At 76.2% G+C, this 13,417-nt stretch carries 15 protein-coding genes; 8 read left to right on the forward strand and 7 right to left on the reverse strand.

Annotated features, from left to right (window positions below):
• Positions 1 to 5: 5 nt before the first annotated feature.
• From V9U69_RS09070 to V9U69_RS09085, 4 genes are all read left to right on the forward strand, one after another.
• Positions 6 to 1,202, forward strand: coding sequence for an AI-2E family transporter (locus tag V9U69_RS09070; protein ID WP_337061322.1), 1,197 nt, complete (start codon positions 6 to 8; stop codon positions 1,200 to 1,202).
• 56 nt (positions 1,203 to 1,258) lie between these two features.
• Positions 1,259 to 1,510 (forward strand): hypothetical protein, encoded by a 252-nt coding sequence (locus V9U69_RS09075; protein WP_337061324.1) that lies wholly within the window; start codon positions 1,259 to 1,261, stop codon positions 1,508 to 1,510.
• A gap of 64 nt (positions 1,511 to 1,574) precedes the next feature.
• The gene (locus V9U69_RS09080; protein ID WP_337061326.1) at positions 1,575 to 1,967 is read left to right on the forward strand and encodes a hypothetical protein; all 393 of its coding nucleotides are present in this window, start codon (positions 1,575 to 1,577) and stop codon (positions 1,965 to 1,967) included.
• A 26-nt stretch (positions 1,968 to 1,993) separates the two neighbouring features.
• The gene (locus V9U69_RS09085) at positions 1,994 to 2,608 is read left to right on the forward strand and encodes a hypothetical protein (protein WP_337061328.1); all 615 of its coding nucleotides are present in this window, start codon (positions 1,994 to 1,996) and stop codon (positions 2,606 to 2,608) included.
• Between the two features lie 3 nt (positions 2,609 to 2,611).
• Here V9U69_RS09085 and aroC read toward each other — a convergent pair whose 3' ends face one another.
• From aroC to V9U69_RS09100, 3 genes are all read right to left on the reverse strand, one after another.
• On the reverse strand, positions 2,612 to 3,853 hold the full coding sequence (gene aroC / locus V9U69_RS09090) for a chorismate synthase (RefSeq protein WP_337061330.1): 1,242 nt from the start codon (positions 3,851 to 3,853) through the stop codon (positions 2,612 to 2,614).
• Between the two features lie 54 nt (positions 3,854 to 3,907).
• On the reverse strand, positions 3,908 to 4,393 hold the full coding sequence (locus V9U69_RS09095) for an Lrp/AsnC family transcriptional regulator (protein WP_442907689.1): 486 nt from the start codon (positions 4,391 to 4,393) through the stop codon (positions 3,908 to 3,910).
• Between the two features lie 65 nt (positions 4,394 to 4,458).
• A complete protein-coding gene (locus tag V9U69_RS09100) occupies positions 4,459 to 4,797 on the reverse strand; it encodes a bifunctional 3-phenylpropionate/cinnamic acid dioxygenase ferredoxin subunit (protein WP_337061332.1) in 339 nt (112 codons plus the stop codon).
• A 132-nt stretch (positions 4,798 to 4,929) separates the two neighbouring features.
• Here V9U69_RS09100 and V9U69_RS09105 point away from each other — a divergent pair, with 132 nt between their 5' ends.
• The gene (locus V9U69_RS09105; RefSeq protein WP_442907690.1) at positions 4,930 to 5,826 is read left to right on the forward strand and encodes a 3-methyladenine DNA glycosylase; all 897 of its coding nucleotides are present in this window, start codon (positions 4,930 to 4,932) and stop codon (positions 5,824 to 5,826) included.
• A gap of 103 nt (positions 5,827 to 5,929) precedes the next feature.
• On the opposite strand, the gene V9U69_RS09110 is transcribed toward V9U69_RS09105, so the two are convergent.
• Complete coding sequence (locus tag V9U69_RS09110) at positions 5,930 to 6,799, reverse strand: siderophore-interacting protein (protein ID WP_337061334.1); 870 nt, start codon at positions 6,797 to 6,799, stop codon at positions 5,930 to 5,932.
• A gap of 25 nt (positions 6,800 to 6,824) precedes the next feature.
• Positions 6,825 to 7,823, reverse strand: a complete 999-nt coding sequence (locus tag V9U69_RS09115) for a siderophore-interacting protein (protein ID WP_337061335.1) — start codon at positions 7,821 to 7,823, stop codon at positions 6,825 to 6,827.
• 310 nt (positions 7,824 to 8,133) lie between these two features.
• Here V9U69_RS09115 and V9U69_RS09120 point away from each other — a divergent pair, with 310 nt between their 5' ends.
• Positions 8,134 to 9,420 (forward strand): DUF3500 domain-containing protein, encoded by a 1,287-nt coding sequence (locus V9U69_RS09120; protein WP_337061336.1) that lies wholly within the window; start codon positions 8,134 to 8,136, stop codon positions 9,418 to 9,420.
• 123 nt (positions 9,421 to 9,543) lie between these two features.
• Here V9U69_RS09120 and V9U69_RS09125 read toward each other — a convergent pair whose 3' ends face one another.
• Both V9U69_RS09125 and V9U69_RS09130 read right to left on the reverse strand, forming a co-directional pair.
• Complete coding sequence (locus V9U69_RS09125; RefSeq protein ID WP_337061337.1) at positions 9,544 to 10,014, reverse strand: DUF4383 domain-containing protein; 471 nt, start codon at positions 10,012 to 10,014, stop codon at positions 9,544 to 9,546.
• A gap of 45 nt (positions 10,015 to 10,059) precedes the next feature.
• Positions 10,060 to 11,148 carry an FUSC family protein gene (locus V9U69_RS09130; protein WP_337061338.1) on the reverse strand — a complete coding sequence of 363 codons (1,089 nt, stop codon included), beginning with the start codon at positions 11,146 to 11,148 and terminating at the stop codon, positions 10,060 to 10,062.
• A gap of 74 nt (positions 11,149 to 11,222) precedes the next feature.
• On the opposite strand from V9U69_RS09130, the gene purD reads away from it, so the two are divergent.
• On the forward strand, positions 11,223 to 12,485 hold the full coding sequence (gene purD / locus V9U69_RS09135; RefSeq protein ID WP_337061339.1) for a phosphoribosylamine--glycine ligase: 1,263 nt from the start codon (positions 11,223 to 11,225) through the stop codon (positions 12,483 to 12,485).
• Positions 12,482 to 13,378: a phosphoribosylaminoimidazolesuccinocarboxamide synthase gene (locus V9U69_RS09140; RefSeq protein WP_337061340.1), complete on the forward strand. Its 897-nt coding sequence runs from the start codon at positions 12,482 to 12,484 to the stop codon at positions 13,376 to 13,378. Before purD ends, V9U69_RS09140 begins: the two co-directional genes overlap by 4 nt.
• Positions 13,379 to 13,417 lie beyond the last annotated feature (39 nt).

Below are 13,417 nucleotides of genomic sequence, written 5' to 3' on the forward strand. Positions count from 1 at the left end.
CCGACATGCCCACCGACGACACCGCCCCGCCCCCCGCCGAGCCCGCCGCCCGCGACGCGACGGCCCCGCCGCGGGCGGTGCCGCTGCTGGTCGGGCTCGCCGCCGCGGTCGTCGTCGTGGCCGGCCTGCGCTCGTTCTCCGCGACGATCGGCCCGGCGGTCCTGGCGCTCGTCCTCGTCCTCGTCGTGCACCCCGTGGAGCCGTGGCTGCGCCGGCGCGGCGTGTACGGCTGGGTCAGCACCCTGGTCGTGCTGGTGGTGCTGTACGCCCTCGTGCTCGGCATGGCCGCGGCCCTCGGGTGGTCCGTGGTGCGCCTCGCCCTGCTCCTGCCCCGGTACACGAACCGGTACTACGAGCTGCAGGGGCAGGCGCTGGACCTGCTGAACCGCCTCGGCGTCGGCCAGTCGCAGATCACGCAGGTGGTGGCGAGCATCGACCCCTCCCGCTTCGTCGGCTGGGCGCAGAGCGTGCTGGAGCAGCTCGTGGCCGCCGCCACCGCGTTCACGTTCCTGCTCTTCCTGCTGTTCTTCCTGGCGCTGGACGCCGCCGTCTTCCCCAAGCTGCTGGCGCAGGCCAGCTGGTGGCGCCCGCGGATGGTGGGGGCGCTGACCGCGTTCGCCGCCGGCACCCGGCGCTACCTGCTGGTGGCCACGGTGTTCGGCGTGGTGGTGGCGGTGATCGACATCGGCATCCTCTACTGGCTGGCGGTGCCGCTGCCGCTGGTGTGGGGGCTGCTGGCGTTCCTGACGAACTACATCGCCAACGTCGGCTTCTTCCTCGGCCTGGTGCCGCCCGCGCTGCTCGCCCTGCTCGACAGCGGCCCGCGCGACGCCCTGCTCGTCGTCGTGCTCTACACGGTCGTCAACGTCACGATCCAGGGCCTGCTGCAACCGAAGATCGTCGGCAACGCCGTCGGGCTGTCGGCGACCCTGACCTTCCTGTCCGTGATCTTCTGGGGGTGGGCCCTGGGCAGCCTCGGCGCGATCCTGGCGGTGCCGCTGAGCCTGCTGGTGCGCACGGTCCTCGTGGACGCCGACCCGTCGGCGCGCTGGCTGCTGCCGCTCGTCAGCGGCAACCCGCGCGGGGTCCGGCGGCAGGGCGTGCGCCTGGGCCGCACCGGGGCGGTCGGCGCCACCGTGGCGCCCCCGCCCGGCTCGGAGACCCCGCCCCCGCCGCCCCCGCCGGAGGACCGGGAGGAGTGAGCCGCACCCCGGCGTGCCCCGCGGAGGCCCTCCCGGCGGCCGGGTTAGGGTTCCGCGTGACTTCCGCGCCGCACCACCGCACCACCTGGGCCCGGGTGCTCACCCACCGCGATCCGGCCGACGGCTGCGTCGCCGAGCTGGCGCGCTGGACCACCCCGGAGGTGGTCGCCGAGGTCCTCGCCGACCACGGCCGGGGCTTGACCGCGCAGCTGGACGCCCTGCCCACCGAGCGCGACTGGGTCAGCGAGTGCGGGGGCCTGCCCGGTGCGGTGCTCGTGCTCGCGGAGGTCGACGCCTCGCGCCGCTGACGCGGCACCCCGGTGGCGCAACCCGGGGTTGACGAGGTTCGCAACCCCGGGTTGACTCGTCGTCGTGGAACTCCTGTCGCACGACGTGCCGGACTGGACTCGGGTGCTCGCGCACCGAGCCCCCGGCGACGACGCCGCGGAGCGCCTGGCGCGCTGGACCACCCCCCGCACGGTCGCCGACGTGCTCGCCGACTCCGGCCGCGGCCTGCTCGCCCAGCTCGCCGGCGAGACCACCGACCGCGACTGGGTGGACGAGTGCGGCGGCCTGCTGGGCGCGGTCGTCGTGCTGGCGGAGGTCGACGCCGCCGCCTCCGCGCTGCGCTCGGCCGTCGCCCGCGCCCGCGCGCAGGCCCTCGCCGAACTGCTCCTCGACCACAGCCTCGTCGATCTCGCCGCCGCCCTCGGCGTCAGCCGGCAGGCGCTGCACAAGAGCGTCAAGGGGGTCCGGGGACTGTGAACCGCCGGACGCGCGAGGAAGAGGCCGTGGACGCGCACGCGCGGGAACGGGCCGGGACGCACCCGCTGCGGCAGCCGGGTGCCGGGCGGCGCCTGTACGCGGCCGGGCTCTCGCTGCAGCTGGTGGGGTTGCTGGGGGCCTTCACGGCCCTCGTGGGCACCGCGCTCAGCGGCCAGGACGTGCTGCCGCTCGCGGCCTCCTTCGCGCCGCTCGCCGGGTCGCTGCTGCTGGTGACCGGCCAGCGGCTGTGCGCCCGCGCCTGGTGGCACGTGCCGCTGCGCTCGCCGGACGCAGCGCCGGACGCCGTGGAGCTCGCCTTCTGGAGCGTCGTCGCGCTCGCCCTCGTCGTGGTGGCCGTCGTGGTGGCCGTCGTCCCCGCCGAGCCCGACGCGTTCGACCTCTGGCTGCTCGTGGCGCTGTCCTGCCTGCTCGCCCTGCTGCCGGAGACGCAGCGGCCCGGGCCCGAACCGCCCCCGGTGCAGGCGTGGCACACCCTGCCCCTGGCGGTCGCCGCCGTCGCGGTGCTGGTGGTCGGGGCGGTGACCGGGCTGCTCACCGCGGTGGCCGTCGCCGTGGTGCTCGCCGTGCTGGCAGCGGGCCTGGTGGCGCAGCGCGCGTGGCTGCGCCACCGGTACCGCTGAGCCTCAGCCCTCCGTGGGGGCGGTGCGGATCGCCAGGCCGTCCAGGTAGCTCGCCACGTTCGCGCGGACCTGCTCGACGTTGTCGCCGCCGAACTTCTCCAGCAGGGCGTCCGCCAGCACCAGCGCCACCATCGCCTCCGCCACCACGCCGGCCGCCGGCACCGCGCACGCGTCGGAGCGCTGCGCGATGGCCTGCGCCGCGCCGCCGGAGGCGGTGTCCACCGTGTCCAGCGCGCGCGGCACGGTGGAGATCGGCTTCATCGCCGCCCGCACGCGCAGCACCTCGCCGTTGCTCATGCCGCCCTCGACACCGCCGGCGCGGTCCGTGCGCCGGCGCACCGTCATGCCCTCACGGCCCTCGCCGCCGTCGGTGCGCTCGATCTCGTCGTGCGCGGCGGACCCGCGGCGGCGGGCGGTCTCGAAGCCGTCGCCGACCTCCACGCCCTTGATGGCCTGGATCCCCATGAGGGCAGCCGCCAGGCGCGCGTCCAGCTTGCGGTCCCAGTGCACGTACGAGCCCAGCCCCGGCGGAAGGCCGTGCACGACGACCTCCACGACGCCGCCGAGGGTGTCGCCGGAGGAGTGCGCGTCGTCGATCTCGGCGACCATGCGCGCGCTGGTGGCCGGGTCGGCGCAGCGCACGGGATCGGCGTCGACGCGCTCGCGCTCGCCGCGGCCGGGCACCGTGCCCGCCGGCACCTCGACGGTGCCGATGGACACCACGTGCGAGACGAGGTCCACGCCGGCGGCCTGCGCGAGGAACGCGCGCGCCACCTCGCCGAGGGCCACGCGGGTGGCGGTCTCCCGCGCCGAGGCCCGCTCCAGCACGGGGCGCGCGTCGTCGAAGCCGTACTTCTGCATGCCCGTCAGGTCCGCGTGGCCGGGGCGCGGGCGCGTCAGCGGCGCCGAGCGACCGCGCGCCGGCAACCGGCCGGGCTCGTCGTAGCGGCGGCCGTCGGCGTCGGCCGGGTCCGCGGCCATGACCTCCTGCCAGCGCGGCCACTCCGAGTTGCCGATGCGCAGCGCCACCGGACCGCCCTGGGTGCGGCCGTGGCGGATGCCGCCGATGACCTCCAGCTCGTCCTGCTCGAAGCTCATGCGCGCCCCGCGCCCGTGCCCCAGGCGCCGGCGCGCCAGGGCGGCGCGGATGTCGGCGCTGGACACCTCCACGCCCGCCGGCAGCCCCTCGAGGATGCCCGCGAGCGCCGGACCGTGGGATTCGCCTGCCGTCAGCCACCGCAACACGCGCCCGATTCTGCCGCACGCGCGCGGTCCTCCCGTCCGCGCGGGCGCCGGACGTCAGTCGACGAGCTCGGTGAGCAGCGGGTCGATCCGGTACGGCACCAGCTCGCGCATCGCCAGGGAGGTGCGGGTGCGCACCACGCCGGGGATGGCGAGCACGTCCTGGCCCACCCGGTACAGGTCGTCGGCGTCGCGGGCGACGACCCGGCACATCAGGTCCCCGTCGCCGGTGATGCCGTGCACCTCCAGGACCTCCGGCGTCTCGCGCAGCCGGCGCAGGGTGTCGTCCTGCTGGCCCTGCACGATCTCGACCATGACGAACGCGGAGATGGAGAACCCCAGCGCCGCGGGGGACAGGCGCCGCGAGAAGCGGTGCAGCACCCCGTCGGACTCCAGGCGCTCCAGGTGCGCCTGCACCGTGCCGCGGGCCAGGCCGAGCTGGCGCGACAGGCCCAGGACGGTCGCGCGGGGGTCTTCGTCCAGCGCGAGCAGGATCCGGGCGTCGATGGTGTCGAGGCGGCGCACCGGGACATCTTCGCGCATCGGACGGGCGTGCGAGTGTGCATCGTGCTCAGCGGCCCGTGGGGTCGCTGTGCACCTGGTCGGTGTCAGCCGCGGGGGGTGCCCACGTGCACCAGGACCCGCCCGTCGGCGACCTCCACGCGGTGCGTGCGCACCGGGCGCGTGGCCGGCGGTCCGGAGGGGGCGCCGGTGCGCAGGTCGAACGCGGAGGCGTGCCGGGGGCACTCCACGGCGCAGTCCTCCACCCACCCGTCGGCCAGCGACTCGGCGGCGTGGGAGCAGGTGTCGTCGATGGCGTACAGCTCGCCGTCCACGTTGAACACCGAGACGGGGTCCGTCACGCCGGGGCCGTCGTAGCGCACGACGCCGCCGTCGGGCAGCGCCTCCAGCGGGCACACGTCGACCGGGGCGGGGGTGTCGGGCACGGGGGACCTCCTGGTGCGGGTGCGGGTGCGGGCCAGTGTGCCGGACGCGCCCGGCGCGGCTTCCGGGTGGACCCGCGCACCCCGCCCGGGCGAGGCGCGCGCTGCGCGGGCGCGGTGCGCACCGTCGGTACGGTGGACCCGGTGGAGGCGGATGCGGTGCTCACCGGTCACCGGGTGCTGGAGCGGGAGGCGTGGACCGCGCTGGAGGCCGCGCACGCCCAGCGGGCGCGGGCCCTGACCGGGGCCGCCGCCGAGCGCCGACGCCGCGGCGAGGCGCACCCGGTGGAGGACTTCCTGTTCACCTACTACTCGTGGGCGCCGGGCAGGCTGCTGCGCTGGCACCCCGGGGTGGGCGTGGAGCTGCTGGACGCCGGCGAGCGGGCGGGGTGGGCGCACTACGCGAGCACCGGGCGCGGTGCGGTGGTGGACGCCGCGTCGCTGCGCGCGCAGCGCGAGCCGACGGTGCGCCTGGCGCGCGACGTGCTGGCCGCCACCCGCACCCGCCCGGCCCAGCTGGGCTGCTTCGGGCTGCACGAGTGGGCGATGGTGCACCGCACCTCGCCGGAGCAGGTGCGGCACGCGGGCCTGCCGCTGCGGCTCGGGCACGCCGGCACCGACGCGGTGGTGGAGTCGCACCGGATCCGGTGCAGCCACTACGACGCGTTCCGGTTCTTCACCCCCAGCGCGGTGCCGCGCAACGAGCTGCGGCCCACCCGCCAGGGGCAGGCGGCGCAGGAGCAGCCGGGGTGCCTGCACGCGACGATGGACTGCTACCGGTGGGCGATGAAGCTCTCACCGGCGGTGCCGGGGGAGCTGCTGCTGGACTGCTTCGAGCTGGCGCGGGACGTGCGCGAGCTGGACATGCGCGCCTCCCCGTACGACGTGACGTCGCTGGGGTACGAGCCGGTGCCGATCGAGACGCCGGAGGGCAAGGCGCAGTACGTGCGCGCCCAGCGGGCGTTCGCCGAACGGGCCGACCCGCTGCGCGCGGCGCTGGTGGAGGTGTGCGAGGCGGTCCTGGCCGCCTGACCCCCACCGCACCACCTGCTTCCTCGTGGCGGAAACCATGGTTTCCGCCCTCCGGACAGGCTCTGCAGGGGCGGAAACCGTGGTTTCCGCCCAGGGGTGGAGGTCAGGCGGGGGAGGGCACGGCGGTGTCGTCGGAGACCACCGCGGCGTTCCAGTCCTGCTTCTCCTCGCGCCAGCCCTCCTCGGTGCGCCCGCGGCGCCAGTACCCGGACGCGGACAGCAGCTCGCGCGGCACCTCCAGGTCGGTGCGCGCCCAGCGGCGCACCGCGCGCACGCAGTCGGCCTCGCCGTGCAGGAAGGCGTGCGGCGCACCGGCGGGCAGGTCCAGGGAGCGCAGCACCTCCAGCAGCCCCTCCGGGTCCGGGGCGGCGCGGTGCACCCAGTGCACGCGCAGCTCGCCCGGGCACGGCAGCGGCTGCTCCTCCTCGGGGCCGTGCACCTGCACGACCGCGACGGCGGTGGCGCCGGCGGGCACCCGTTCCAGGGACGCGGCGATCGCCGGCAGGGCGCTGGCGTCACCCACCATCAGGTGCCACGGCGCCTCCGGGTCCGGCGAGTACGCCCCGCCGGGGCCCATCAGGTGCACGACGTCGCCGGGACGGGCGGCTGCCGCCCACGGCCCCGCCAGGCCCTCGTCGCCGTGGACGACGAAGTCGATCGTCACCTCACCGCGCTCGGGGTCCACGGCGCGCACCGTGTAGGTGCGCTGCACCGGCCACTCCTCGCGGGGGCGCGAGGCGCGGACCGCCGCCACGTCGAACGGCTCGTCGTACGTCACCCCCGGCGCGGGGAAGACGAGCTTGACGTAGGAGTCGGCGTGCTCGGCGCGCAGGTCGGCGAGGTCCTGCCCGCCCAGCACCACGCGCACCATCGCAGGGGTGACCCGCTCGGTGCGGACGACGACGGCGCGGCGCTGGCGCCGGCCGCCCCGCTCGGGACCACCGCGCTCCTCGCGGCGGAAGGGGTTCTTCAACTCGGGTTCCTCCAGATCCGGGCGCTCAGGCGCCCTCGGCGCGACCCTCGCGCCAGTAGCCCATGAAGGCGACGGAGGCGCGCGGCAGCCCCACGTCGCGCACGAGGTGGCGACGCAGCCGCTTGACGACGCCCGCCTCCCCGGCCAGCCACGCGTACAGGCACTCCGGCCCGGTGGCGACCGCCTGCTCGGGCACCTCCCACAGGATCCCGGCGTCCAGGTCGACGTCCTCGGGGTCCACCGCGGCCGCCCGCGACGCCTCGTCGACCAGGGGGCCGGCGATCTCCTCCACGCGCGGCACCAGCAGCTCGCCGTGCGCGTGGCGGCCGGAGCGCGGCAGCCACTGCACCGTCAGGTCGGCCCGGGAGCGCACGTCCACGGCGTCGCCGATCTCCGGCACCTCCAGCACCGCCACGGCGCGCGCCGTGGCGGGCAGCTGCTCCAGCACCGCGCACACGGCGGGCACGGCGGTCTCGTCGCCGGCCAGCAGCAGGGTGCGGGCCTCGGCGGGCGGTGCCCACTCCACGCCCCACATGCGCCCCGTGCCGGGAGCGGAGGGCCCCACGAGCAGCACCTCGTCGCCGGGGCGGGCGGCCGCCGCCCACGAGGCCGCCGGCCCCGCGGCGCCGCCGGAGACGCCGTGCAGCACGAAGTCGACGTCCAGCTCGGCGTCGGAGGTGGCGGTGGCGGGGCGCAGCGCCCGCACGGTGTAGGTGCGCATCACGGGGCGCACGTCGTCCGGCAGCGCCCGGTACCAGGCGTACCAGTCGTCGTCCGGCTCGCCGAGGGCGTCCCAGGGCCCCGCGGGCAGCAGCACCTTCAGGCGCTGGTCGAAGCCGCCGGGGCCGAAGCCGGCCAGCTCGGGGGAGGAGAAGGTCAGGCGCACCGAGCTGGGGCAGGACTGCTCCCGGCGCACCACCGCCGCCCGGAACAGCCGGTAGTCGGGGCGCGACTGCTCGCGCACCACCTGCAGGCCCCCTCGTGCGCCGGCCGCGGTCGCGGTGCGCTCGGTCGTGACCGTCATCGGGTCCCCCTCGTGGATCGGTGAGGCCAGGCTAACCACAACAGGGGGGGTGAGGGGAAGCGGCGGTGAGCACCGTCACCCGGCCGGGGTCGGTGCCGAGGCCGGGGAGCGCCCGGGGGCCGGGTCGCCTGGTCTGCCGGCGGGTGGGCGAGCTTCACCGCCGGCGGACCCCACGTCCTGCCGGAGGGCGAGCGTTCGACTGAGGCCTGTGCGCCGTCGTGCAGCACCGTCGAGCCAGCTCCACCGATGCACTCGCCTCCCACCGGCTGCTCACAGCTCTCGCAGAGCACAGCCGTCCACCGTGAGTGCCATGACGGAGATCGACGCGACCCCTGCCCCCGCACGACGACGACCCGTGCGGGCCCGAACCACCTGGGTGGCCGCCGTGCTGCTGGCCGGCGGTCTCGCCTTGAGCGGGTGCAGCACCACGAGCACCGACGCAGCGACCAGCTCGACGGCCAGCTCGACGGCGAGCAGCTCCACCTCCAGCTCGATCGCGGACGCCGCGGCCGTGTCGACCACCGACGCCACCACCACCGCTCAGACCATCGGCGACACCGCCGCCGCCGCCGAGGCCTTCCTCGCCACCTTGAGCGAGGAGCAGCGCGAGGCGGTGCTCTACGCCTACGACGACGAGACCAAGACCACCTCCTGGTCCAACTTCCCCGTCACCTTCGTCGAGCGCGCCGGCCTGAACCTCACCGACCTCACCGCCGAGCAGCGCAGCGCCGCCCTGGCCGTGCTCGAAGCCCTGCTCAGCGACGAGGCCTACGCGACCGTCACCGCCATCACGGGCGGGGACGAGTACCTGCTCGAGAACTCCAGCTCCACCGAGGAGAGCCTGGGCCAGTACTACATCGCCTTCTTCGGCGACCCCTCGACCAGCACCGCCTTCGAGGTCCAGTTCGGCGGGCACCACCTGGGCATCAACGCCACCCTCGACGGCACCGCCAACGCCATCACCTTCGCCCCCACCCACCTCGGGGTGCAGCCGGCCGTCTACACCGACGCCGAGGGCGACGAGGTGCAGCCCTTCGACGGCATCTACACCGACGCCTTCGCCTTCTTCGACAGCCTCACCGCCGAGCAGCAGGCGACCCTGACCTCGGGGGAGGTCAGCTCCTGCGCCCCCGGCGACACCTGCGACTTCGCCACCGGCACCGGGCTGACCGGCGCCGACCTGACCGACGAGCAGAAGCAGCTGCTGCTCGAGCTCATCGCGAACTGGGCCGGCATGGCCGACGAGGAGAGCACCGCCACCACCCTCGCCCAGATCGAGGCCACTCTCGACGACACGGTCGTGGCCTGGTCGGGCGAGACCACCTACGACATGAGCACCGGTGACGGCATCTCCTTCTCCATCTCCGGGCCGGACGTCTACGTCTCCTTCCAGGCGCAGAACGGATCGGCAGGCGCCGACGTCGACGGCGTCACCACCAGCGGCTGGGGCCACGTGCACACCGTCTACCGCGACCCCACCAACGACTACGCCGGCAGCGTCACCCAGCAGGCCGCGTCCGGGATGGGCGGCGGCGCCCCGTCCGGCGGCGCCCCGTCCGGCGGCGCCCCGTCCGGCGGCGCCCCGTCCAGCGAGTGACGACGGCACCGCCGGGGTGCACCTGGAGGTCGCCGTCGGCGACGACCGCGCCGTACCCGTGCCCCGGTAGCGCGACGGCCCGCCACCCGGGTGCGGGTGGCGGGCCGTGGGGGCGGCGGTGCGTCAGAGGACGCCCTTCTCCTTCACGTACTTCTCCTTGGTGACCTTGGAGCCGACGAGGATCGCCAGGCCCAGCAGCAGGTGCAGCCAGTTGGTGGCGTCGTCCACCGGCAGCTCCGGGTTGGGGGAGTTGAAGACGAGCCCGGCACCGCCGACGGCGGCCGTGATGAGCAGCAGGCCCGTCCACACCACGGTCTTGTGCCCCTGCCGCGGGGAGCCGGAGAACGCCACGCACAGCGCGCCGACCGTCATCGTCACGACCGCGCCGGTGACGGAGACCGTGAACAGCCCGAACAGCTGCGCGCCCGAGCCCCACGCCTCCAGCTCGCCGTAGTTGGACGTGACACCCGGGACGAGCTGCAGGACGCCCAGCACGATCAGCAGCGCGCCGACCGCGCGGGCGAACTTGGCGATGGGGCCGTTGTCGGCGGGCGGGGCCTCGATGGCCACCGGGGTGCTCGGGGAGGCGCTCATGGGTGCATCATCCCAGGACGCGCGCGCCCCGTCACCGCGGGCGGTTCAGCGCGGCAGCAGCCGGTGCGCCTCCGCCGGCGGCACGCCCTGCGCCTGCAGCAGGTCCACCACCACCGAGCGCAGCTGCGCCACCACCACCGTCGCCGACAGCGACTCCGCGCCGAGGGTGCGCGGGCCCAGCTGCGCGGCCAGCTCCTCCAGCGTCGCCACCGACGGCGGCGCCGTCTCCCCCGGGTAGGGCCGCTGCCCCAGCGAGCGCACCGACGCCGCCAGGGAGTGCATCACCCCGGCGATCGAGCTCGGCAGCTGCTCGTCGTACTGCAGGGCGGTGGCGACGCGCCGCAGCGCCACCCGGGCGTTGCGGGTGGCGCGGTCCACCCCCGACTGCAGCCGCTGCTGCTCGTGGATCTCGGTGCGCCCGCCGCGCCGCAGCGGGGACAGCCGCTGCACCTCCAGGGCGGCGCTGACGGACTGCGACCACGCGTCCAGCTCGCGCTGCGTGCCGCGCGCGCGCTCCAGCACCGCGGCGGCCGCCTCGGCGTCGCGGGCGCGCACCGCCTCGGCGGCGTCGTCCAGCAGGTCGGCGAGCTGGCCGCTGAACGCGGACGCGCGCGCCCGGACGTCGCGCCTGGGATCCGAGGGCAGCAGCGCCGCGATCGCCAGCGCCACCACCACGCCCGTCATGGCGTCCAGCCAGCGCGCGGAGCCGCCGCCGGGCTGCGGCGGGAAGGCGACGATGAACGTCGCCTGCAGCGCCGCCTGGTTCGTCAGCAACCCCCCGGAGTCCAGGAAGCGGGCGATGAGCATCGCGGTGACGACGATGAGGCAGATCTGCCAGGCGCCGCGCCCGATGACCTGGACGACCCCGGTGCCCAGCAGCACCCCCACGGTCACCCCGGTGCCCAGCTCCGCCACGCGCCGCAGCCGGGCGTTGTTCTGCACCCCCAGGCAGACGATGACCGCGACGCAGGCGAACACCGGGTACGCCTGGTCCCACAGCGCCCGCGCGAGCGTCCACGCCACCCCCGCGCCCAGCCCGCACTGCAGCACCTGCCACCACGAGCCCTGCCAGCGCTGCCAGCCGGTGCGCGCCCGGCGCCGGGCGGCGACGGTGAGCGAGGCGGTGCGGGGCACGGGCGGATCATCCCGCACCGCCCCGTCCCGCGCCCGTCACGGCCGGGTCCGGGCAGGGCCTACGCTCGGGCGCCGTGGACGTCCTCGTCATCGGTTCCGGCGCCCGTGAGCACGCCCTGGTGCGCTCCCTGCTCGACGACCCGGGGGTGGACCGCGTCGTCGCCGCCCCCGGCAACGCCGGCACCTCGCTGGTCGCCCCGTGCGAACCCGTCGACGCCGCCGACCCGGCGGCCGTGGCGGCTCTCGCCCGCCGCCTGGGCTCCGACCTCGTCGTCGTCGGCCCCGAGGCGCCCCTCGTGGCGGGCGTGGCCGACGCGGTGCGCGCGGCGGGCATCGCCTGCTTCGGCCCCTCGGCCGAGGCGGCGCGGCTGGAGGGTTCCAAGGCGTTCGCCAAGGAGGTGATGGCCGCCGCCGCGGTGCCCACCGCGATGGCGCACGTGTGCACCACCGAGGAGGAGGTCACCGCCGCCCTCGACGCGTTCGGCGCCCCGCACGTCGTCAAGGACGACGGCCTCGCCGCCGGCAAGGGCGTCGTCGTCACCGACGACCGCGAGGAGGCGCTCGCGCACGCGCGCACCTGCCTCGAGCACGGCCCCGTGGTGGTCGAGGAGTTCCTCGACGGCCCGGAGGTGTCGGTGTTCTGCCTCACGGACGGCGAGAGCGTCGTGGCGCTGGCCCCCGCGCAGGACTTCAAGCGCGCCCTGGACGGCGACGCCGGCCCCAACACCGGCGGCATGGGCGCGTACTCGCCGCTGCCGTGGGCGCCGGCCGACCTCGCCGACGACGTGGTGCGGCGCGTCGCGCAGCCGGTGGTGGCGGAGATGGCTCGGCGCGGCACCCCGTTCAGCGGCGTCCTGTACTGCGGGCTGGCGCTGACCTCCCGCGGCCTGCGCGTGGTGGAGTTCAACGCCCGCTTCGGCGACCCGGAGACGCAGGTGGTCCTGGCCCGGCTGGTGACCCCGCTGTCGGAGGTGCTGCGCGCGTGCGCGACGCCGGGCGCGCTGCGCGACCTGCCGCCGCTGCGCTGGCGCGAGGACGCCGCCGTCACCGTGGTGATCGCCGCCCCCGGGTACCCGGAGGCGCCCGAGACCGGCGGCGCCCTGGGCGGCCTGGAGGACGCCGACGCGGTCGAGGGCGCGCACGTCCTGCACGCCGGCACGGCCCTCGCGCTCGACGGCACGGGGATCGTCAGCTCCGGCGGGCGGGTGCTGTCCGTGGTCGGCACCGGCGCGGACCTGGCGGCGGCGCGCGAGGCCGCCTACGCGGCGGTGCGCTCGGTGCACCTGGACGGCGGGCGCTTCCGCACCGACATCGCGGCCGCGGCGGCCGGCGCGTGAGCGCCCCCGAGCTGCCCGCGCCGCCGCAGCTGCCCGGCTGGCGGCACACCTACTCCGGCAAGGTCCGGGACCTGTACGTGCCCGAGGGCGGCGAGCGCGGCCGGGTGCTCGTCGTGGCCAGCGACCGCATCAGCGCCTACGACCACGTCCTGAGCAGCGAGATCCCCGGCAAGGGGGCGGTGCTGACGGCGATGTCGCTGTGGTGGTTCGAGCGGCTGGCCGACCTCGTGCCGCACCACGTGCTCTCCACGGACGTGCCGGAGGCGGTCGCCGGGCGGGCGATGGTGTGCCGGGAGCTGGAGATGTTCCCCGTGGAGTGCGTCGCCCGCGGCTACCTCACCGGTTCCGGTCTGGCCGAGTACCGCGCGGGCGGGGCGGTGTGCGGGATCCCACTGCCGGCCGGCCTGGTGGACGGCTCGCGCCTGCCGGAGCCGATCTTCACCCCCGCCACGAAGGCCGAGCTGGGCGAGCACGACGAGAACGTCTCCTTCGACCACGTCGTCGGCGAGATCGGTGCGGACGCCGCGGCGCAGCTGCGCGAGCTGACCCTGGCGGTGTACGCGCGCGCCGAGTCGATCGCCCGCGAGCGCGGCGTCGTGCTGGCCGACACGAAGCTGGAGTTCGGTCGCGCGGACGGGCGCACCGTCCTGGGGGACGAGGTCCTCACCCCGGACTCCTCCCGGTTCTGGCCGGCGGAGGAGTGGGAACCGGGCCGGGCGCAGCCCAGCTTCGACAAGCAGTTCGTGCGCGACTGGCTGACCTCGCCGGCCTCCGGGTGGGACCGCACCGGCGGTGCGCCGCCCCCGCCGCTGCCCGCGGAGGTCGTCGAGCGCACCCGGGCGCGGTACGTGGAGGCGTACGAGCGGCTGACCGGGGAGCCCTTCGGGGGCTGAAGGCCCGCCCCGCTCCCGCCGCGGCGGGAGCGGGACGGC

It is taken from the genome of Kineococcus sp. G2 (genome assembly GCF_037154035.1).
GTDB lineage: Bacteria > Actinomycetota > Actinomycetes > Actinomycetales > Kineococcaceae > Kineococcus.

Bases quoted from the DNA above. Each gene is read 5' to 3' on its own strand.
- V9U69_RS09070 (WP_337061322.1), top strand. From the start codon at position 6: ATGCCCACCGACGACACCGCCCCGCCCCCCGCCGAGCCCGCCGCCCGC.
- V9U69_RS09095 (WP_442907689.1), bottom strand. From the start codon at position 4,393: ATGCGCGAAGATGTCCCGGTGCGCCGCCTCGACACCATCGACGCCCGG.
- V9U69_RS09115 (WP_337061335.1), bottom strand. From the start codon at position 7,823: ATGACGGTCACGACCGAGCGCACCGCGACCGCGGCCGGCGCACGAGGG.
- V9U69_RS09120 (WP_337061336.1), top strand. From the start codon at position 8,134: ATGACGGAGATCGACGCGACCCCTGCCCCCGCACGACGACGACCCGTG.
- V9U69_RS09125 (WP_337061337.1), bottom strand. From the start codon at position 10,014: ATGAGCGCCTCCCCGAGCACCCCGGTGGCCATCGAGGCCCCGCCCGCC.